Here is a 21397-nt window from a genome sequence, read left to right on the forward strand (position 1 = left end):
TTTGAGCCGAAGGCACTCCATTACAAGGAGGAAAAGCGCCGACAAGAAGAAAAAGAAAAAGCCAAAGCGAGTTAGTCTTCGCTTTGACTTTCATTTGGTCCACCAACACTATTTGACATAGAACCATTTTTTATAATAAAACGGCAAACCATTCACTTAGTTTCCATGAACAAATGACAATCAACAATGTATAACTCAAAAACAGAAAAATATTATTGTAAGTGAGCTTTTTGTAGTGCACAAAGATATTTTTTCTAGCAAAAACAAGCAGTGTCAATGCCATTGCGATGATGATGCCGAGATGAATGAGTCCAAAAGGGTAATAGGCCATACTTAAAGTTGATTCAACCCGGAAATATAAGGTGAAGACTACGAAATAAAGAAGAGCATAAATGAATAATAAAATTCTTGCCGTACGTGCGCCCATTTGTGAAACCCCTTTCTTTTTAGTATACCATTGAAACGGGTTTGATACTCAGAAGAAACCCGCTTCTTTGAGGAGTGGGTTTTTATTTATAAGTTGCAAAACAACCACTAACAATTGACTCTGTTATGTCAATTAAACACTTAATACATTAATGGTACAATTAATATGACAATTATTATTACGAGGTGATTAGTATATGGATAATGAGTATCAATGGATACCTTTTTACGAAGAGTTTGCTGACAAGTTACTGGGTTTTTATGATAAACGGGATGCGTTATTTGAAATTGTGCGTGAACTATCAGAAACGCAACCGTTTATGACTTACCTCCATTTTGAAAGAGATGATTGGTGGGAACCGCGTAATTACCATATTGATCCTTTTTCTGTCTTGGCAACATTCAATCGGGGAACTAAGAATAGTAACCGTACGGCTTTAGCTAAAGCATTTGCAGAGGTCTTGGGTATTCTGTCTCCCATTCCAGAAGAATTTGATGGAATTCCTGTAGTTGATAATAGAAACTCATTTTTCGGAGACACAGAAGAGGGTGTTTTATGGGAGTTGTTTGCAGAGGCGTTAAAAATATCCAAGGAGAATACCTCAGTAGAAAAATTCACGGAGTTTTTTGATAAATCAATTAATGGCATAGCGATGCTAACATGCGGTTTGTATTGGATACGACCCAAAACATTTATGCCATTAGATGCGAATTCCCGGAAATATATTTCCGATGCTTTCGATATTGATATAATACCTAGCACACTCTCAGGTCATGACTATCTGAACATATTAATGAAAATTGAATTGGAAACACAACTTACTTTTCCAGAGATCTCTAATTTGGCTTGGACTGAAAGGGGAAATATCGAAGGAAGTAATTATACGCCTGGTATTTCAGTGGGACAATGGCAGGAACTTTTGGATAATCCGTCTGTCTTTGATAGTAGAAGTTTAGAAATAATGAAACGGTTCAAAGATTCAAGTGGAGCAGCTACATGCACACAGTTAGCAACTAAGTATGGGGAATTGAAGAATTTTTATAGTCGGGGTTCCTCTGCTTTGGCGGAGAGAATCCATAGAGAGACAAATTGTGACTTGTTCAAAGTGAATGGAAAGCCACAATGGTGGCGGATTCTATATACCGGTGAACAAGTTAAAGATTCGTCTGTCGAAGGATCTACCATTTGGCAATTAAGAGACGAACTGAGTGCGGCTCTGGATCAAGTTGATCTATCAGATATTCAACTTTTTGCGAATCCAGCAATTAAAAAGGACAAAACGAATACCAAAGAATTACTTTTTGAAAATTTTATGGATTATGATCATGACCAAGCTAATTATTGGTGGGTTACTGCAAGCCCGAAAATATGGAATTTTTCGGAAATAAAAGTTGGGGAAAGTATCAATTACACGAAGTATAACGAAAATGGGAACCGACGAAAAATCATTAAAAACTATAATGCAATCAAGGAGGGGGATCTTATTGTAGGATATGAGAGTTCGCCGGAATTGCAAATCGTTGCTTTGGGAACCATAGCTTATACTGATGATGAGATTGTGCGCATTACAAAGCAAGAAGAACTCATTCATCCAATTTCCTACAATGTCCTGAAAGAGATAAACGAAATACAGGATATGGAATTTTTTAGCGGAACACAAGGTAGCTTATTCAAACTTACTAGAGAAGAATTCTATCATTTGATGGACCTCATTCGAGAAGATAACCCTATCCCTGAAGTGGATGAAATACCTTCTTATGGGAAAGAAGAATTGTTAAGCGAGGTATTCATTAATGAAGGCGATTACGACACTTTAGTGAATCTACTTAAACGGAAGAAAAACATTATTCTTCAGGGATCACCAGGGGTGGGGAAAACATTTTTGGCCAGACGCTTAGCGCATGCATACATGGGAATGAAAGATGATAATCGTATAGGCTTTGTACAATTCCATCAGAATTATACCTACGAGGATTTTGTGATAGGCTATAAACCGGAAGAAGATGCCTTTGTCCTAAAAAATGGTAAATTTGTGGAATTTTGCATTCATGCAAATAATAACCCTACTCAACCCTACTTTTTTATTATCGATGAAATAAATCGCGGAAACATCAGTAAAATTTTTGGTGAACTCTTGGTGGCAATTGAATCGGACTACCGTGACGTTCCAATCGAACTAGCGTATAAAACTAAAAAGTTTTCGGTTCCGAGCAATGTCTACATTATTGGAATGATGAACACAGCGGATCGCAGTCTGGCCATGATTGACTATGCGTTGAGGCGACGGTTTAGTTTCTTTGAGATGCAGCCTGGTTTTGATTCTTTCGGTTTTAAAGAATATCAAGCTGGCCTTGATTCAGATAACTTCAATCGGGTTGTTGAGGTTCTGAAAAATTTGAATGAAACAATAAGTTTGGAACCATCTCTGGGTTCGGGATTTCAGTTAGGACACAGCTACTTGATTACGGATACATATGAAGATGCGTTGCTCATGGAAATCATTAATTACGAAATCGTTCCTATGTTGCAAGAATACTGGTTTGATGATGCGGATCAAGTAGGCATATGGCATGAAAAGCTGTTAGGAGCTATTCGAAATGACTAGTACAATTCTTATTAAGAATATTTATTACATGCTGTCATATGCTTTCACGGATTTAAATCATCCTATTTATAAACGTATGGCTGGTGAAATGTTTCAGAACAGTCACGATTTGTTTGCGGCTATTCTGGTAAATGGACTTAGGAAACAAGTGAAACAAGGACTTTTTAAAGACTACGTTCGTTACTCAGAAGACTTAGCAGTTTTACGAGGGAAAATTAATCCACGCAAGACCATTGCTAATCGAATGCAACGCAAGCAACTCTTGCATGTTGAATTTGATGAGATGACGGAAAATAATCTTTATAATCAAATTCCAAAAACAGTAGCCTTACTTATAATCAGGAATCCTTATGTCAAAAAAACGACTAAGAATAGCTTAAAATGTCTCTTGCCGTATTTTAACGAAGTGTCTACAATAGGTTTGCAACACGTTTCGTGGTCGGAACTTATATACCATCGGCATAACAAGGAATATGAATTGCTACATAATATTTGTTATTTCATATATAATAGTCTCCTGCTAACTTCAGAGAATGGAGAAAATCAATTACCGGATTATAATGAAGAAAATTTATCCCGATTGTTTGAAAAATTTGTTTTGTGTTATTTTCAAAAACATCATCCTGAATTAAAGCCCAGGGCGAGCCAAATTAGTTGGGCTCTTGATGATTTTTCACAGAAAAAGACGCATTTACCTAGGATGCAGTCGGATATTACTTTGTCGGGGAAAGAAAAAGACTTGATAATTGATACCAAGTTTTATAAGCGCATGTATCAGCATAATTTTGAGACCCGAAAACATCACTCGAACAATTTGTACCAAATTTTTACATATGTGCAGAACAAACAGTTTTCTCAAGAAAAAGAGGTTTCGGGAATGCTTTTATATGCCCAGACCTACAACGAAGACCGAATACAGGCAACTTATAGTTTGGTAGGAAATAGCATCACTATCCAATCGCTTGATTTGAATAAAGAATTCAAAGAAATTCAAAGTGATTTGGAAGCGATAGCTGTTGGAATAAAATAAAAAATCTATTACATACATTAAAAGTATTCCGTCTGAAGGCTCTCTTCCGTAGCTAACGAAATACGTTTTCTATTTCATCGTCCTACCTTATAAAATAATAAAACCATTTCAGATTTTTTAAACAATCGAAATGGTTTTATTATTGCTTTTTGAACCATTTGTAGTTCGTTTAGAAGCCAAAAAGGTTTAATTATCCAAATAAGATTTATCCGTCCCCATACTTTTTATTATTTGGAAAAAAAACAATTGACACCCCTTTCAATTCAAGTTATTATGTGTTTAACAAATATGAAACGTTTCCAAAAACGGAAAACTTTATTTTTTCTCACATATTGGAAACGTTTCAAAAAGGAGGAATTTAAGTGGAGTCTTCTCCAACGGTAGTTAAAGAAAAAGTAAAAGTAAAAGAAAAATCCTCGAATTGGGAGTACTTTAAGAAACACCGTTTGCTATATCTTATGCTAGTTCCTGGACTCTTGTTGACGCTTGTTTTTAAGTATATTCCGATGTACGGAATATTACTTGCTTTTAAGGACTATAATCCACTGCGTGGAATATGGGGAAGTGATTGGGTAGGGTTAGATAACTTTAGGCAATTTATAATTTCACCAAATTTTGGCATGTTATTGGAAAACACTTTGAAAATTAGTATCTACGGACTTTTACTGGGCTTCTTTCCTCCTGTCATACTTGCCATTTCGTTAAATCAGATAATGAGTACGAAGTGGAAGAAAAGATTTCAATTGATCCTTTATGCACCGAATTTTATTTCACTAGTAATTGTAGTGGGGATGTTGTTTATTTTCCTTTCTGCAAATGGACCAATTAATAGCTTTATTGAAGGCTTAACAGGACAAAGTATTCGATTCATGAGTGAGACATCCTTTTTCCGTTCAATCTATATTGCTTCTGGTATTTGGCAAGGAATGGGCTGGGCATCCGTTCTTTATACCGCCACACTAGCAAATGTTAGTCAAGATTTGATAGATGCTTCATTTATAGATGGGGCAAATATTTTCCAACGTATTTGGTACATTGATTTACCAACCTTACGTCCAATCATGGTCATTCAATTTATTTTATCAGTTGGAGGAATCATGAACGTGGGTTATGAAAAAGCATTCTTGATGCAAACACCAATGAATTTACCTACCTCCGAGATTATTTCTACTTATGTCTACAAGGTTGGTTTACAAATGGGGGACTATGGTTACTCAACTGCTGTAGGACTTTTCAACACAGTTATTAATGTCATCTTACTTTTATTGGTAAATACCATTGCAAATAAAATAAGTGATGACGGAAGTGCTCTATAGAGGAGGGATAAAAGATGATTTCATTAACAAAATTTGATAGACGAATTCTTTGGTTAAACAGATTAGTGATTGGCTTGTTGATTTTAATTACGCTGGGACCTTTAATATATGTTTTGATTGCTTCTTTTATGGATCCGTTTACTTTAAGAACGCAAGGTTTGAGTCTTAATCCGGGTAACTGGACTTTGGAAGGCTATAAGCGCGTTTTACAAGACCCTGCAATTGTAAGGGGTTTTATAAATTCCATCGTCTATTCAGTCACCTTTAGTACTTTAACCGTAGCCGTTTCGATCTTGACGGCCTATCCACTGGCCAAAAAAAATCTGGTTGGTAAGAGACCGATAACGATTTTTCTAATCTTGACCATGTTTATTGGGGGTGGACTGGTTCCCACTTATTTATTGATTAAAAACTTGGGTATGCTGAACACGATTTGGGCGATTATTCTTCCGGGATCAGTGAATGTATGGAATATTATTTTAGCGCGAACCTACTTCAGTCAACTGCCAAACGAGCTCGAAGAAGCGGCAATAATTGATGGTGCCAATGAAATGCAAGTGTTCTTCAAAATCATGTTGCCGTTAGCAAAACCGATTATTTTCGTACTGTTTCTATATGCATTTGTAGGGCAATGGAATGCTTACTTTGATGCAATGATTTATTTGAATGATGCGGATTTACAACCATTGCAACTCGTCCTTCGTAAAATACTTGTTCAGAATCAACCGCAACAAAACATGGTCGGTGCTGCAACAGAGATGGCAGAGATGGCGCAATTAGCCGAACTGATTAAGTATTCTACAATCGTCGTTTCAAGTTTACCATTGTTGATTATGTACCCATTCTTCCAGAAGTATTTTGATAAAGGCATGATGGCTGGTTCATTAAAAGGATAATAAATAAAAAGGAGATAAATATAATGAATAAAAGAAAAAAAGTTTTTCCATTAGTTTTAGGGGCTTCTGCAAGCTTGTTATTGGCGGCGTGTGGAGGTAGTACTGGGAGTGCTTCTTCAGAGGACTATGAACTGACAGATGTTTCATTTCCATTAGAAGAAACGGTCACTTTAAAAATGACGACATCGAGTTCTCCGCTCGCTCCAGCAGATCCGAATGAAAAATTGATTTTTGAACGTCTTCAGGAAAAGACTGGCGTTCAGATTGATTGGAAAAACTATTCTTCTGATTATGTTGAAAAACGCAATTTGGATATTTCTTCAGGCGACTTGCCAGATGCGATGTGGAATGCCGGTGCAAGTGACTATGATCTCCTTTCCTGGGCAGATGATGGCGTCATTATCCCATTAGAGGATTTAATCAATGACCATATGCCTAATTTCAAGAAAGTGTTGGACGAAAACCCGGAATATTTAGCAATGATTACAGCACCTGATGGCCACATTTATTCATTGCCATGGATTGAGGAACTGGGACAAGGCAAAGAATCCATTCATACCGTAAATGATATGCCGTGGATTAACGTGGATTGGTTAGAAGCATTGGATTTAGAAATGCCGGAAACGACTGATGAGTTAATGGCAGTGCTGGAAGCATTTAAAACGCAAGACCCGAATGGCAATGGTGAAGCGGATGAAATTCCAATTTCATTTATTTTTGATGGTGGCAATGAAGATATGAAATTCTTGTATGGCGCTTTCGGAATTGGTGATAATGATGATCACTTGGTAGTGAATGATGATGGCACGGTCGATTTTACGGCAGATAACGAAGAGTACAAAGAAGCGACTAAGTACTTTAGTGAGTTATACGCAAAAGGACTGATTGATCCAGAAGCTTTTGAACACGATTGGAATGCTTATATAGCGAAAGGAAAAGAACAACGCTATGGCTTATATTTCACTTGGGACAAAACCAATGCATCTGGAGCTAATGAATCGTACCAACCATTACCAGTTTTGGAAGGTCCAACAGGCATCAAACACGTAACACGAACAAATGGTTTCGGATTTAGCCGTGATCGTTTTGTCATTACAAGTGCGAACAAAAACTTGGAATTAACGGCGAAATGGGCGGATCAAATGTACGAACCCATCCAATCGGTTCAAAATAACTGGGGAACTTATGGCGATGAAGAGCTACAAAATATTTTTGAGCTGGATGAAGCTAACAATATGTTGAAACATTTGCCTCTAGATGGAACAGCTCCTGGCGAACTTCGTCAAAAAACAGAAGCAGGCGGTCCGTTAGCGATTTTGGATGAATATTTTGGAACGGTAACGACAATGCCGGATGATGCACAATGGCGTTTGGATATTTTACATGAGAACTACGTCGAATACGCTAATAATGAAAATAATTACCCACGTGTATTTTTAAGTTTGGATGATGCTGACCGTATTGCACAAATCGATGCAGACTTGTTCCCATTTGTGAACAGAAAACGTGCCGAATGGATTACAAATGGCATGATTGATGAAGAATGGGATAGCTACCTTGAAGAACTGGAACGTTTAGGATTGGGTGAATGGTTAACGATTAAACAAAATGCCTATGACCAGTTCCAATCAAACCAATAATGACAATTTATGTGATGTAAGAGGGGTGCCTTAGTGGAAAAATTAGTTGAACAAGCTTATTCTCTTGACCGAGCGCGAGAGTATATTGACAAAAATAGAAAATCAGTAAATGAGACATTTAGAAATAATTATCACTTGATGCCACCGGTAGGCTGGATGAATGATCCCAACGGATTTGTATATTATAAAGGAGAATACCACCTTTTCTATCAGTTTTATCCGTATGATTCTAAATGGGGTCCGATGCATTGGGGACATTCAAAAACAAAAGATTTCATTCATTGGGAAGAGCTTCCTACGGCGTTAGCGCCGGATGAGGCCTATGACAAGGATGGATGCTTCTCTGGGAGTGCCATCGAGAAAGATGGGAAATTGTATTTGATGTATACGGGGCATCTGAACGAGAATGGGAAAGTTATTCAGACCCAATGCGTGGCAGTTTCGGAAGATGGCGTTCATTTTACCAAATATAAATCGAATCCCGTTATTGGTGAAAATGAAATAGGCGAATACGGAATGATTCAAGATTTCCGTGACCCTAAAGTTATTGAGAAAGATGGTATTTACTATTCTGTTGTTGCCTCAAAAACAGCTGATGATAGAGGATTAATCCTCCTCTATCAATCTTCTGATATGTATGAATGGACTTTTTATTCGGTCCTTTTAGAAGGAAATCCGGAACAAGGGGTTATGTGGGAATGTCCTGATTTATTCCACCTTGATGGTAAAGACGTTTTGATCATGTCGCCTATTCAAATGAAGCCTCAAGGGATTGAATATCATAATACGAGTTCAACAGCAGTCTTTGTAGGTGAGATGGATTGGGAAAAAGGAACCTTACAAGTCGATAATATTCACGAAATTGATCACGGACTAGACTTTTATGCCCCTCAAACGCTAAAGGATGATCAAGGCAGAAGAATTATGGTTGCCTGGATGCAAATGTGGGGAAGAACGTTCCCCACTGATGAACTCGGACATGGTTGGGCTGGTTCAATGACACTTCCGCGTGAGTTGGGTATTAAAGAGAATAAACTTTATCAAAAACCTGTTTCTGAAATATACAAGAGTATTGCGATAGAAGACTCTAAAAAAGATTTTATCGTTGATAATGAAGTTTTAGAGATTGAATCCGGTGTAGCGAAAAATCAGTATTATAAATTAAAAGTAGATACTGTTAAAAACAAAAGCTTCTCACTTACATTATTAGGCACTGATAATGGTGGGTTAATTCTGGATTATGACAAAGACGCTCAACTACTTACACTCAGTCGAAATAATTATGGTCATAAGATAACAGGTGACGAAGAAAGCCACTTAACACAAAGGCAAGTATTCGTAGAGGAACAACTTATTGAACTAGAGATTTTCATGGATACCACTTCTATTGAAGTATTTGTTAACAACGAAAAGACGATGACATTTACATTCTACAAAGAGGTTGAAGACTCAAACTTAAAGATTTATTCAGATGGCGTATTAAAAGTATTGTCATTGGATATCGGAAGTGTAGAAGTATGAGTAACCTTTACGGAAGTATCGAAGCGGGTGGAACAAAATTTGTTCTTGCAGTGGGCGATGGAGAGTTAAATATAATCAAAAGGATAACGATCCCAACAAGATCCCCGGGGGAAACAATTAAAGAAGTGATTGATTTCTTCAAGGACTATTCTTTGAAAGGAATCGGTTTAGGCTCTTTCGGTCCAGCGGATATCAATAAAGGGTCATCGACTTATGGTTATATCACCAACACACCCAAACTAAGTTGGAACATGTACGATATCGTCGGGAATTTGGAAAGAGCGTTAAATGTTCCGATATATTTCACCACGGATGTGAATGCAGCTTGCTATGGTGAGTATGTAAAAGGGAATGCCCAAGGAACCAAAAGTTGTGTTTACTTCACTGTCGGTACAGGTGTTGGGGCAGGTGCGATCAATGCTGGAGAATTCATCCAAGGATTTGGCCATCCTGAAATGGGACACATGATCGTTAAGCAACATCATTCTGATACATATGAAGGAAACTGTCCTTTCCACAAAAATTGTCTTGAGGGACTTGCAGCGGGTCCAACCATTGAAGACAGACTAGGAATCAAAGGAGAGCAAATTGAAGAAAATAATCCGGTATGGGATTATATAGCAGATTATCTTGCTCAAGCTGCCTATAACACAACACTATTCCTATCCCCTCAAGTCATCATATTTGGTGGTGGGGTAATGAATCAACCTTATTTACTGGACAAGATTAAAGCTAACTTTAAAGAGCTTATGAATGATTACGTTGCAACGCCCGACTTAAATGCTTACATTTTACAACCAGAACTAAAAGACAACGCTGGAACGATCGGTTGTTTGGCACTTGCAAAGAAACATTTTGAGTAGTATCGCATTATCTCTCCAAGATAAATCAACTTCTTGGAGGGGTAATGGTTTTTTGGTTATGAGTCATTTATAATTAGCTGATGAGAACAATTGTAATGGAGGTGGAACTATTGAAAGCAACGATGAAAGATGTTGCAAAATTAGCAGGAGTGGGAGTGGGAAGTGTCTCGCGCGTTATAAATAATGTGCCTGTTAAAGAAAGTACAGCCTCTAAAGTAAAAGCTGCTATCAAAGAATTAAATTATGAACCCGATATTTATGCCAGAGGATTGAAAACAAATAAGACCCATACCGTTGCACTTATACTTCCTACTGTTTGGCATCCTTTTTTCAGTAAATTTGCTTACTACGTTGAAGAAGCATTGGAGGCAAATAATTATAAAATGTACCTTTGTAATTCTGATGGTAATTCGGCCAAAGAATATGAGTATATTCAAATGGTAAAGCAGAATAAAGTTGATGGTATTATTGGTATTACATACTCGGATATTGATCAGTATATTTCGAGCACGCTTCCTTTCGTAAGTATTGACCGTTATTTTACAGAGGACGTGATTTATGTTACAGCTGATAATATTGAAGGCGGTAAAATCGCGGCCAATGAATTAAAAAAACGGGGCGCCAAAAATGTTGCCTTTATAGGGGGACATCAAGAAATACCTAATGAAACCAAAAATAGGCGCAAGCATTTTCAACTTGAAGCTGAAAAAATTGGATTAAATTGCGCAGTACTGGATTTACATGAACCGATTACCGATTTAACCTTTGAAGTGGAAAAATTCTTGACTGATAATCCTGAAATCGATGGCATATTTACCATTACCGATTTAGCCGCGGTTGATGTCATTAAAGCTATCGAAAAACTTGGTAAAAGGGTACCCGAAGATATCCAAGTAATCGGGTTTGATGGATTAAAAATGACGGTAGCAACAGATTACCTTGTCTCCACAATCGTTCAACCAGTTGAAGAAATGGCAAAAACGGCAGTATCTTTGTTACTGGACGTCATTCAAGGAAAAGGCACACCTTCTCGAACCGTTTTGCCGGTGTTTTTTGCAGAAGGAAGTACGACGAAGAAAGTACAATCCCCATAAAAAAACTATTAAAGCGATTGCATTAATTTCCAGAACTTGTTATACTCCTGTTAGAGAAAAAATTCAGTTGATAAAAAGTAATGTCATAGGATTGTTACTGACTAGCAGGCAATACCTAAGAAGGTTACCGGTACTCCGTTTTTAGGACGGGGTTGGTGTATCCTTTTTAGGTATTTATTTTTTATCATGAAGCATTTGGAAGGAGAGACGCCGTTGAATATTGAAAAAGTATTGAATAATAATGCTGCACAAGTGATGGATGATGACGGACATAGTTACGTGATTACCGGGAGCGGCGTCGCCTTTCAAAAGAAAAAAGGTGATACCATTGATGAAACGCGGATTGAGAAGCGATACATCTTGCAACCTTTTAATGATGAAATTATTTCAATGTACCAAGAAATATCGGCCGAAGAAATGACAGCCGTCTCAGAAATTATTGATGAAGCGGAAAAAGAACTAAAGACGACCTTTGGAGCGAATTTATTGATTCCATTGAGTGATCATATTCATTTCGCTATTGAACGGCATCATCAAAAAATGCCCTTGAAGAATCCATTGGAATGGTCAGTTAGACGTTTATACCCCGATGAACTGAAAGTTGGTCTGAAGGGATTGGAGATTATCGAAAGGCACGTGGGTGTAAGATTAAATGACTATGAAGCAACATCCATTGCCTTGCATCTGATTAATGCCCAAAAAGATAATGTCACCATCAGTGATACCATGCATTCCGTTGAATTGGTTGAGGATATCATCAAGATTGTGGAATTACACTTCAACGAACAATTCGATTCCAATAGTTTTGCATTCAGTCGTTTCGTCGTGCATCTACAATTTTTTGCAGAACGGATTTTAACAAATCATACCTATCAAGGGAAGAATGACAGTTTCCTGTATGAACAAATCATCACTAACTACCCTGAAGCATTTGCATGTTCGGAAAAAATAAAACACTTCGTTTCAAAACGCTACGGTTATCACATTGAAATGGAAGAACAAGTTTACCTGACGATTCACATCAATAAAATTAAATAATAATCTTTTAAGGATTGTTACTGGTTTCCAGGCAAAACCTAAGAAGATGACAGACACTCGCTTTGCGGGCCGCTTTGTCGTCTTTTTAGGTTTTTCTTTTTGGAAAAAATAAAAATTAAGGGAGTGGAAAAGGATGGCTAATCAAAATTACAATAAGTTAGCTAAGGATATATTGGATCATGTAGGCGGGGAGGACAACGTCAAAGACGTACGTCATTGTATCACGCGTCTGCGCTTTAATTTGAAGGACGATAAAAAGGCGGATACGAATTATATCAAACGTCTGGATGGCGTCGTAACAGTTGTTCAAAGCGGGGGTCAATACCAAGTCGTAATTGGTGAACAAGTTGCGGAAGTTTACGGAAGCTTGATGCAAATAAGTAAACTGGGAAATGGCGGAGGCCAAACGGAAGAAGTTGATGTGCAAGATGATCGTAGCTTCGTGACTAAATTCATTGATTTTATTTCCGGAATCTTCCAACCGTTCTTGATGCCATTGGCGGCTACGGGGATGATTAAAGGTGTTGCAGCCTTAATGACAACGTTTGGTGTTGATCCGACATCTGGTCTATACTTGATTGTCAATTTCGCCGGTGATGCGTTCTTCCAATTCTTGCCAATTATGGTAGCCTTGACGGCAGCACGCAAATTCAAGATGAGTGAGTTTACTGCCTTGGCAATTACGGTTGCTTTGTTACACCCTGGTATCGGTAATTTGTTGGGTGACACACCACTTTATACGCTATTTGCAGGTACGCCATTCGAATCACCAGTCTTTTCAACATTCTTGGGCCTACCAGTCATTTTGCCACCAAGTGGAAATTATTTTTCTGCCATTATTCCGACGATTTTAGCCGTTTGGGCGGGTGCGGAAATTGAAAAACGGATGCGGGTGCTTATCCCATCTTTGGTACGATCATTCTTAACACCATTCTTTACCGTTATTATTGCTGTTCCACTTGCGTATTTGGTTATCGGTCCAGTCGCATCATGGGCATCTGACTTGATCGGCGTAGTCTTTACTGCTTTGCAAGCGTTCAGTCCGTTATTGTTTGGAGCAATCCTTGGTGTAGCATGGCAAATTTTGGTTATCTTCGGATTGCACTGGGGAATTATTCCAATTATGTATGTTTTGTTGGCGGAACAAGGTTCCAACCCAATTAGTCCAGTAGCAATGGTTTCGACCTTTGGTGTTCTGGGTGTAGTCTTGGCTCTAGCATTTAAATCTAAAGAAAAACGTGTCCGTGATATTGCTATTCCAGGTTCTATTTCACTGTTATTCGGTATTTCCGAACCAACTATCTACGGTTTAATGTTACCATTGAGACGTTCATTCATGTATGCTTTGATCGGAAACTTGGTTGGTGGCGCGTATATCGGGGCAACGAACGCTGCTGCTTACCGGACAGGAGGCTTGGGTGTTTTCTCCGTCCTGAACATGATTGAATCGGATGGCTCCATCTCAATGAACGTATGGAATACTGTTATCGGTTTTGCCATCGCCATCATAATCGGTTTTGTGTTGCAAATGGTGATGCCGGTTCCGGTTTTGGACGAAGCGGTAGCCGCTGAACCAGTCAAAGATGACACACAAGCAGTAACCGAACAAGAAATGCTGGCCAGTGCAAATGAAGAAATTATCGGCAGCCCTGTAACCGGCGACACTATGCCTTTGAATGAAGTACCGGATGAAGTTTTCTCCAGTGAAGCGTTGGGTAAAGGGATTGCAATCAATCCAACGGTTGGGGAAGTTGTGGCACCGGCTAACGGGACCGTAACAGCATTATTTGAAACCGGTCATGCAATTGGCATCACGACTGATTCAGGGACGGAACTGTTGATTCACATCGGTCTGGACACAGTTGAAATGAACGGCAAAGGTTTTGAGGCATTGGTTACAAAAGGCCAAACTGTTTCAGCGGGTCAGACATTGATTCGTTTTGACATTGAAGCCATCAAGGCAGCAGGTTACTCCCCAATCATTCCAATTGTCGTAACCAACACCAATACTTTCATGGATGTGCTTATGGCACAAGAAGCACGTATTGAAAAAGGTGACTATCTACTCACTACATTGAAGTTACAAGAAAGGGGTATATAAAAACATGCAAAAAGATTTTCTTTGGGGCGGCGCAACAGCTGCGAATCAAGTAGAAGGCGGCTATCTGGCCGGTGGTAAAGGATTGACGAGTGTGGATTTGATTCCCCATGGCGAATATCGCCGCGCTATCTTGGCGGGGGAACGTCACTACGCAGACGTTCCAGAAGGACAATTCTATCCTTCCCAAGAAGCAATCGATTTCTACAGTCACTATAAAGAGGATATTGCTCTGTTCGCAGAAATGGGCTTCAAAGCGTATCGTTTCTCAATGGCTTGGTCCCGCGTTTTCCCGACTGGGTTGGAAGAAGAGCCTAATGAAGAAGGTTTGGCATTCTATGAGAATGTGATCGATGAGTTGCTGAAATATAACATTGAACCGGTTGTTACCATCAACCACTTTGATGTACCAAAAACCTTGATTGATGACTATGGTTCATGGAAAAGCCGCGAAATGATTGCACTTTTCGAGAAATATGCGACGGCTTTATTCAACCGTTTCAAAGGCAAAGTGAAATACTGGATTTCCGTAAATGAAATCAACATGTTGTTCCATTTACCGTTCATGGGTGCCGGAATCTATTTCGAAGAAGGCGAGAACCGCGAACAGGTGCTTTACAAAGCGGCCCACCACGAACTCGTGGCGAGTGCGCGCGCAACCAAAGTATTGAAGGAAATAGATCCAGACGCGCAGATGGGCTGCATGATTGCGGCCGGGGATTACTACCCGTTTAGCTGTAACCCGAAAGACGTCCGCGAGGCACAAGTGGCTAACCAAGAAAACTTCTTCTTCATCGATGTGCAATCCCGCGGCGAATACCCACGTTGGACGAAGAGCAAATTTGAAAAAGAAGGTATCGACATTGGCATGACTGAAGAAGACCGAAAAGTCTTGGCAGAAAATACAGTGGACTACATTTCCCTGAGCTATTACTCGACCCGGACTTCCAAAGCCGAACTTGCACCGGGTGAAGCAATCACTGGTAATGCCTTCAAAGGGGCCGTGAACCCTTACTTGGAAAAATCGGAGTGGGGCTGGGCAATTGATCCGTTGGGTATGCGCACAACCTTGAACACCATCTGGGATCGGTATCAAAAACCACTCTTCATCGTGGAAAACGGATTGGGTGCCAATGACACACCAGAAGCGGACGGCAGCATCCATGATGATTACCGCATTGCCTACTTGAAACAACACGTCGAAACTTTCAAGGCAGCTGTCGAAGAAGACGGAATTCCGCTACTGGGCTACACTACCTGGGGTTGTATCGACCTTGTTTCCGCATCAACGGGTGAAATGTCTAAACGCTATGGTTTCATCTATGTCGACCGCGATGACGCAGGAAATGGCACAATGAAACGCAGCCGCAAAGATTCGTTCTACTGGTATAAAAAAGTTATCGAGACAAACGGTGAAGATTTAAGCGTTGATAACTACAAATAGAAAAAAGAGTGGAGCTGAAACATTCAGCCTCACTCTTTTTCGTTTGTAAGATTCTTTTTTTGACGTTGGCGACGATTAAGTTTTGCTTTTTGAGCTAATCGTCGTGATTTCCCAAAAAAGCGACGGTCAGAAAAAAAGTAAGCAGCTGACAGGCGCTAAATTGCCATTTAACGACGATTAGCAATTTTCTGAATCACCAATCGTCGTTTTTTCATCTCTTTAATTATTTGGAGTGAAAATCGGAAAAGCCGGTGGGGATAAGGTAGTGTAAACAAATAAAACTCCCATCACGAAAAGAAATACGAACGATAGCAACAGGTAGAGCTTACGTGGCTGGATGACGCGGTAAATATGGATGGCAATGGCTTGGCCAATCGGAACTCCGATTATGAGAGAACTGAAGTCTATGACGAGGGATTCTTTGGCGAAGCCACCTTTCCAAATATAGTACCAACCCACGATGAAGAGCATACTGATGAAAATAGAAACGGTGCCTGCCGTGAACCATTTGCTTGGTGATAATTGTTTTTTATCACGGAAAAGGAGATAGCCCATTCCCCACCAAATCAGTAGCGGCCAGAACACCAGCTTCAAGTGTTCCCAGACACTTTCGTTGATTGGGGTAAAGATGCCGACCAAGGTTATTTCTCCAGTCCATTTATACAAAAAGTGTAAGGGCGTGGAAAAAAGATAGACAACAATGGTACCGATCCAACTGTATTTTTTATTGAAATGGTTGTCTACGGTTGAACGATTTGGAATCATGATTTCACCTCCTATCCAAGCCGATTTTATCGAAGGAAAAAATGACGTCATCAAGGGATTCAACTTTCCGGAACTTAAAGCATCAGGCGGTAGTGGAGGTGGACAACCCCGCTTGCAAAACGGCGCTCACTAAGCAGTTCGAGCGGCATATTCAGGTTATCCGGCAAAGCTCGCTTGCCACCACCTAAAATGATGGGATGAATAAGAATATGAAGTTCGTCAACGAGTCCCATGCTTATAGCCTGTTTGGCAAGGTGGGGCCCGCCAATCGTAATATCGGAACTCGAAGACTCTTTCAACTTCCGGATTGCATCAGGATTGAATTCGTCATCAATCCTAGTCCTGGCACTTGAAACGTCTTGAAGCGTCCGGGAATAAACAATTTTTTCAGCCTTTTGCCAAATCCGTGCAAACTCTGATAGGGTATCTGGCTGATCACCACTAGTAAAGTTACTTGGTATTTGAGGTTTTTCTGTCTCCCAATACACCATTGCTTCATACATGCGGCGTCCATACAGGTAGGTGCCAATAGAGCATAGAAAATCAGCCCAAAATGTAAAAATCTCCTCATCCGAAATAGACCACGCGAGATTGCCGTCATCATCTTCCATATAGCCGTCCAACGACACATTAATAGGATAGATTAATTTAGCCATTTCCATAAGGCCTCCAGTCCCTTGATCTGTCATGATAATTGTAGCAAAAGTAAACGTTTAAATCGCACAATGGGTATTATTTGAATTCCCTTACTTTAAAGGCTACAATAAAAATGTTCAATAAACTATAGATTTACAACACAGGGAGGAAATGTATTATGAATAGACATGTAGAAGGAAGTTATGAAACTGTCACTCAAGCATTCGATGCTGTGGAACGTTTAAAAGAACAAGGTTATGGCCGCAACGACATTTATATTGTTGCTAATGACACAGTTCGGGATCAGATTCCCTATACATTGAATGCGGAAGTTTCTACAGATAATGATCTTGGTGGGACTGATGAAGAGCGTTCATTGTGGGAAAAAATCAAAGATGCGTTTACCTTTGATGATGCTTACGAACACAATTATAATACGCCAGACTACAATGTAGACAATGACCCATTATCATCCTATCGTGATGATTTAGATAGAGGAAACATCTTAGTCCTTGTCGACAAGGATGCAGCAACAACTCATACCGACGTTTTAAGCGATCAAACCGATACAACCTTTAGGGATGATACTGAGACGGACCGCCTTCATGATGAAGAGACGCTTAAGCTTAAAGAAGAACGTTTGGATGTACATACGGAAGAAGTACAAACAGGTGACGTAAGGCTACAAAAACATGTGACTGAGGAAACAGAAACAGTGGATGTTCCGGTCTCCCATGACGAAGTGACAATTGAACGCCGTCGTGTAACGAATCCAGATTCAACTAATGAATCAATCCATGAGTTTGATGATTCGGAAGAGATTGTTATTCCAATTACTGAAGAACAAGTGGATGTGTCCAAACATACGAATGTTGTGGAAGAAGTGGTTATCCGTAAAGACAAAGTAACGGAAAATAAAAAAGTTACGGATACTGTTCGTAAAGAAGAGTTGGAAGTCGAGGGCGATGAACACCTTCACGTTAAAGATGAAAATGATGATTTAATTTAAACAGATTAAGAGAAGTAGGCAGGGCCCCAAAGGGTTCTGCCTACTTATTTATTTGTAATGATTAAATATATGACCAAAACCAGTAAAGACTAATTTCCTTAACTATAGCACCCCAGTCAAACGAATATGCTAAAATAAACCTGAAATGGAGTGATGAGTATGGCACGTAAAAAAACTTTTACCCAACAAGAGCTCTATCAGGCAACGCATGACTTGATGCTGGAAGTGGGCTATGATAACTTTTCTTTCCAAATGGTATCCAAAAAGCTCGATATAACCCGAACGGCACTGTATAAACATTATACCAATAAGGATGAACTTCTGCAGGCATACCTGAATCACCAATTGGAAAAAGTGGTCGCACAAATGGATGCGACGGAGTGGCCAGTGGCATATCCTGAAAAACTCTCTGCTTTAATCGATTTGGTATTTACTTATGCAGATACGCATGCAATTTCCGCGATGGTTCCAACACGTAAGTGGACGAAAGAAAACGCCGGCGATCCTGATATTATTAAATCCAAAGAACTCCACACACGCTTTTTTGGATTTATCCAACAAATAATTGAAGAGGGAAAGGAAAAGGAGTACCTGAATCCTGAAATCCCATCAATGGTTATTATCGAGACGGTCTTTCACAGCATAAATCTACCAAATCAGGCAGGGTTGTCATTTGAAGAACGGGCTTATTTTGTTAAAAAGATGCTTTTTGAAGGAATTTTAAAAACATAATTAGTGACACTAGTGTCACTTTAGGATATACTTAATCCTGCTTTCATTAATAAGTGAAGAAAGAAGGAATAGTATGTTTTTAGCGCGTAAAGAGCTATGGTTCTCTAAAAAACGATTTTTTCTAATTGGTTTTATTATCGTTTTGATTACTTGGCTTGTTTTTATGTTATCCGGATTAGGGAATGGTTTGTCTGATCTCGGTACAGCAGTTATCCGTTATTCAGATATGGACTTAGCGGTTTTTGAAGAAGAAGCGGAATTTACTTTAGGAAAATCTACTTTGCCAGAAAGCGTGGTAGAGGAGGTTGCACAACTAGATGGCGTAGATGAAGCTGCCGGAATTGCTACAGCTGCGGGAGCGATTTTACATGGTGCTAGCGTAGACGAAGAAACTGGTAAAAAAACATCCGTTTTATTCGTTGGGGTGGAACCAGGTAGTTTCTTGGAACCAACCGTTACTTCTGGGGAAGTTCTGGATACTAAGAGCCCAAACCGGGTCTTGGTGGATTCCAGTTTAATAAATGAAGGTTTTGAATTAGGGGACACCATCACATTGAGTGGTGTTGGTACAGAATATGAGATTGGTGGCTTTGTGGAAAATAAAACACTTAACCATATGCCTGCCATATTCGTGACCCTCGACACATTGCGCGAATTTAAATATCTCGTGCCTGGTTCCGATATGGGGATTGAAAAACCTATCAGTGCCATCTTCCTAAAAGGAAAAAATTTGGATGCAGAGCAAATGACATCTGCTATTGGTGGTATTGAAGTTGCCAATAAAAAAGAAACGCTGAACGGCGTGCCTGGTTATTCTGCCGAGAGCGGGACGATTAACTTGATGCTTTGGCTGTTAATCTTTATCTCAGCTTTTGTGATTGCGGTTTTCTTCTACGTGCTGACAACGCAAAAAGTTCATCAGTTTGGTGTGATGAAGGCAATTGGCGCAAGCAATGCTTTTGTGATCAGAAGCGTTGTATCGCAGGTATTCCTTTTATCAACCATCAGTATTTTGATTGGGGTCGGGTTAACGTATTTAATGACATTAATATTGCCGGAAGGTATGCCGTTTAATTTACTTCCCGAAATGGTTATTATTTACAGTTTGGTATTATTGGCGACGAGCTTGATTGGATCACTTTTCTCTATCAGAAGTATTATCAAGATTGATCCAATTACAGCGTTAGGGAGGGTTGAATAATGAGCGGCATTACACTATCCAATGTTACAAAGGTTTATAAAGAGGGAGAATTTTCAAACACAGCGTTAGAAAATCTATCGCTAAGCGTTGAACCGGGTGAATTCATTGCCATTATTGGACCATCGGGATCAGGGAAAAGTACCTTCCTTTCAATCGCGGGTGCCTTACTGCAACCGACTGAAGGTAAAGTGCTCATCGATGGCGAGGATATTGCTTCTCTATCTGAGAAAAAACTCTCTAAGGTGCGTTTATCCAAAATCGGTTTTATCCTACAGACATCGAACCTACTTCCTTACTTAACCGTGCTGGATCAGTTGTTGGTTGTCAAAAAAATGGGCGGCAAGATTACACCGGAAGACCGTGAATATGCGAAAGAATTGTTAACCGAAATTGGCTTGGGGGACAAGTTGCACAAATACCCTCACCAATTATCCGGTGGCGAGCGTCAACGGACGGCAATTGCACGTTCCTTCATGAACGATCCAAAAATTATTTTGGCGGATGAACCAACCGCAAGCCTGGATACGAAACGGGGACATGAAGTCGTATCGCTGATTGCCAAAGAAGTAAAAGCGCGTAACAAGGCTGCCGTGATGGTGACACATGATGAACGTATGTTAGCTTACTGTGACCGCGTTTACCGTATTGAAGACGGCATCTTAACCGAAGAGGCTTAAGAATAACAGGAATTAAATTTGTAAAAGATAGCGGGCGGCTAAGAAGATAAATCGCCCGCTATCTTTTTGCATGAAAGGGTGAATACGTTATGTCCATACAAATGCTCTAGTAGCGACTGCTTGTGAAGCGTTCTCAAAATGACTAAACTTAAAATATGGATGATACAAAAGGAAATTCATTGTAAAAATTGGTGTTATTACAGGCAATACACGTCCTAACCGGAACAAAGAAAAGAATTAGAAGACTATGTAACAATTCCAAACCTGATTTCTTATTGGGATAGCTTGTTTGGTAAGCTGGCAATTTTACAGATTAACAACCGGGACTTTCATTTAAATGATTTTATGAAATGTTCAAAATAGCTCTTCTACGAGGATAAATAGACCTGGTAATGAAAGCGGTTG

General features: G+C 39.5%; 18 protein-coding genes. 15 read left to right on the forward strand and 3 right to left on the reverse strand.

Going from position 1 to position 21397, the window contains the following annotated elements:
• Window positions 1-130: 130 nt before the first annotated feature.
• A complete protein-coding gene (locus ACTVAI_RS02285) occupies window positions 131-427 on the reverse strand; it encodes a hypothetical protein (RefSeq protein WP_443485779.1) in 297 nt (98 codons plus the stop codon).
• A 196-nt stretch (window positions 428-623) separates the two neighbouring features.
• Here ACTVAI_RS02285 and ACTVAI_RS02290 point away from each other — a divergent pair, with 196 nt between their 5' ends.
• The 11 genes from ACTVAI_RS02290 (at window position 624) to ACTVAI_RS02340 (ending at window position 15972) form a co-directional block, all read left to right on the forward strand.
• The gene (locus ACTVAI_RS02290; protein WP_443485780.1) at window positions 624-3032 is read left to right on the forward strand and encodes an AAA family ATPase; all 2409 of its coding nucleotides are present in this window, start codon (window positions 624-626) and stop codon (window positions 3030-3032) included.
• A complete protein-coding gene (locus ACTVAI_RS02295) occupies window positions 3025-4062 on the forward strand; it encodes a 5-methylcytosine restriction system specificity protein McrC (RefSeq protein WP_443485781.1) in 1038 nt (345 codons plus the stop codon). Before ACTVAI_RS02290 ends, ACTVAI_RS02295 begins: the two co-directional genes overlap by 8 nt.
• A gap of 362 nt (window positions 4063-4424) precedes the next feature.
• Window positions 4425-5378: an ABC transporter permease gene (locus ACTVAI_RS02300; RefSeq protein WP_443472644.1), complete on the forward strand. Its 954-nt coding sequence runs from the start codon at window positions 4425-4427 to the stop codon at window positions 5376-5378.
• Between the two features lie 14 nt (window positions 5379-5392).
• Window positions 5393-6274 carry a carbohydrate ABC transporter permease gene (locus ACTVAI_RS02305; RefSeq protein WP_443472643.1) on the forward strand — a complete coding sequence of 294 codons (882 nt, stop codon included), beginning with the start codon at window positions 5393-5395 and terminating at the stop codon, window positions 6272-6274.
• Between the two features lie 23 nt (window positions 6275-6297).
• Window positions 6298-7914: an ABC transporter substrate-binding protein gene (locus ACTVAI_RS02310; protein ID WP_443485782.1), complete on the forward strand. Its 1617-nt coding sequence runs from the start codon at window positions 6298-6300 to the stop codon at window positions 7912-7914.
• A gap of 33 nt (window positions 7915-7947) precedes the next feature.
• The gene (locus ACTVAI_RS02315) at window positions 7948-9435 is read left to right on the forward strand and encodes a glycoside hydrolase family 32 protein (protein ID WP_443472641.1); all 1488 of its coding nucleotides are present in this window, start codon (window positions 7948-7950) and stop codon (window positions 9433-9435) included.
• Window positions 9432-10298, forward strand: coding sequence for an ROK family protein (locus ACTVAI_RS02320; protein ID WP_443485783.1), 867 nt, complete (start codon window positions 9432-9434; stop codon window positions 10296-10298). The genes ACTVAI_RS02315 and ACTVAI_RS02320 overlap by 4 nt, the downstream gene beginning before the upstream one ends.
• Before the next feature lie 110 nt (window positions 10299-10408).
• Window positions 10409-11392, forward strand: coding sequence for a LacI family DNA-binding transcriptional regulator (locus ACTVAI_RS02325; RefSeq protein ID WP_443472639.1), 984 nt, complete (start codon window positions 10409-10411; stop codon window positions 11390-11392).
• A gap of 213 nt (window positions 11393-11605) precedes the next feature.
• Window positions 11606-12430, forward strand: coding sequence for a BglG family transcription antiterminator LicT (gene licT / locus ACTVAI_RS02330; protein WP_443472638.1), 825 nt, complete (start codon window positions 11606-11608; stop codon window positions 12428-12430).
• 133 nt (window positions 12431-12563) lie between these two features.
• On the forward strand, window positions 12564-14531 hold the full coding sequence (locus ACTVAI_RS02335) for a beta-glucoside-specific PTS transporter subunit IIABC (RefSeq protein ID WP_443485784.1): 1968 nt from the start codon (window positions 12564-12566) through the stop codon (window positions 14529-14531).
• 4 nt (window positions 14532-14535) lie between these two features.
• A complete protein-coding gene (locus ACTVAI_RS02340; RefSeq protein WP_443472636.1) occupies window positions 14536-15972 on the forward strand; it encodes a 6-phospho-beta-glucosidase in 1437 nt (478 codons plus the stop codon).
• A 219-nt stretch (window positions 15973-16191) separates the two neighbouring features.
• On the opposite strand, the gene ACTVAI_RS02345 is transcribed toward ACTVAI_RS02340, so the two are convergent.
• Entirely contained in the window at window positions 16192-16737 is a 546-nt protein-coding gene (locus ACTVAI_RS02345; protein WP_443472633.1) for a DUF6512 family protein, read from the reverse strand.
• Window positions 16738-16811: 74 nt separating this feature from the next.
• Window positions 16812-17393 carry a dihydrofolate reductase family protein gene (locus ACTVAI_RS02350; RefSeq protein ID WP_443485785.1) on the reverse strand — a complete coding sequence of 194 codons (582 nt, stop codon included), beginning with the start codon at window positions 17391-17393 and terminating at the stop codon, window positions 16812-16814.
• A gap of 158 nt (window positions 17394-17551) precedes the next feature.
• Here ACTVAI_RS02350 and ACTVAI_RS02355 point away from each other — a divergent pair, with 158 nt between their 5' ends.
• From ACTVAI_RS02355 to ACTVAI_RS02370, 4 genes are all read left to right on the forward strand, one after another.
• Window positions 17552-18382: a DUF2382 domain-containing protein gene (locus tag ACTVAI_RS02355; RefSeq protein ID WP_443485786.1), complete on the forward strand. Its 831-nt coding sequence runs from the start codon at window positions 17552-17554 to the stop codon at window positions 18380-18382.
• Window positions 18383-18541: 159 nt separating this feature from the next.
• Window positions 18542-19114: a TetR/AcrR family transcriptional regulator gene (locus tag ACTVAI_RS02360; RefSeq protein ID WP_443472630.1), complete on the forward strand. Its 573-nt coding sequence runs from the start codon at window positions 18542-18544 to the stop codon at window positions 19112-19114.
• Between the two features lie 73 nt (window positions 19115-19187).
• Window positions 19188-20315, forward strand: a complete 1128-nt coding sequence (locus ACTVAI_RS02365) for an ABC transporter permease (RefSeq protein ID WP_443485787.1) — start codon at window positions 19188-19190, stop codon at window positions 20313-20315.
• On the forward strand, window positions 20315-20992 hold the full coding sequence (locus ACTVAI_RS02370) for an ABC transporter ATP-binding protein (RefSeq protein ID WP_443472628.1): 678 nt from the start codon (window positions 20315-20317) through the stop codon (window positions 20990-20992). Before ACTVAI_RS02365 ends, ACTVAI_RS02370 begins: the two co-directional genes overlap by 1 nt.
• Window positions 20993-21397 lie beyond the last annotated feature (405 nt).

It is taken from the genome of Jeotgalibaca sp. A127 (assembly GCF_052266745.1).
GTDB lineage: Bacteria > Bacillota > Bacilli > Lactobacillales > Aerococcaceae > Jeotgalibaca.

Excerpts from the sequence above, each read along its gene's own strand:
- ACTVAI_RS02285 (WP_443485779.1), bottom strand. The coding sequence starts at position 427 with ATGGGCGCACGTACGGCAAGAATTTTATTATTCATTTATGCTCTTCTT.
- ACTVAI_RS02290 (WP_443485780.1), top strand. The coding sequence starts at position 624 with ATGGATAATGAGTATCAATGGATACCTTTTTACGAAGAGTTTGCTGAC.
- ACTVAI_RS02295 (WP_443485781.1), top strand. The coding sequence starts at position 3,025 with ATGACTAGTACAATTCTTATTAAGAATATTTATTACATGCTGTCATAT.
- ACTVAI_RS02305 (WP_443472643.1), top strand. The coding sequence starts at position 5,393 with ATGATTTCATTAACAAAATTTGATAGACGAATTCTTTGGTTAAACAGA.
- ACTVAI_RS02310 (WP_443485782.1), top strand. The coding sequence starts at position 6,298 with ATGAATAAAAGAAAAAAAGTTTTTCCATTAGTTTTAGGGGCTTCTGCA.
- ACTVAI_RS02320 (WP_443485783.1), top strand. The coding sequence starts at position 9,432 with ATGAGTAACCTTTACGGAAGTATCGAAGCGGGTGGAACAAAATTTGTT.
- ACTVAI_RS02335 (WP_443485784.1), top strand. The coding sequence starts at position 12,564 with ATGGCTAATCAAAATTACAATAAGTTAGCTAAGGATATATTGGATCAT.
- ACTVAI_RS02340 (WP_443472636.1), top strand. The coding sequence starts at position 14,536 with ATGCAAAAAGATTTTCTTTGGGGCGGCGCAACAGCTGCGAATCAAGTA.
- ACTVAI_RS02345 (WP_443472633.1), bottom strand. The coding sequence starts at position 16,737 with ATGATTCCAAATCGTTCAACCGTAGACAACCATTTCAATAAAAAATAC.
- ACTVAI_RS02350 (WP_443485785.1), bottom strand. The coding sequence starts at position 17,393 with ATGGCTAAATTAATCTATCCTATTAATGTGTCGTTGGACGGCTATATG.
- ACTVAI_RS02355 (WP_443485786.1), top strand. The coding sequence starts at position 17,552 with ATGAATAGACATGTAGAAGGAAGTTATGAAACTGTCACTCAAGCATTC.
- ACTVAI_RS02360 (WP_443472630.1), top strand. The coding sequence starts at position 18,542 with ATGGCACGTAAAAAAACTTTTACCCAACAAGAGCTCTATCAGGCAACG.
- ACTVAI_RS02365 (WP_443485787.1), top strand. The coding sequence starts at position 19,188 with ATGTTTTTAGCGCGTAAAGAGCTATGGTTCTCTAAAAAACGATTTTTT.
- ACTVAI_RS02370 (WP_443472628.1), top strand. The coding sequence starts at position 20,315 with ATGAGCGGCATTACACTATCCAATGTTACAAAGGTTTATAAAGAGGGA.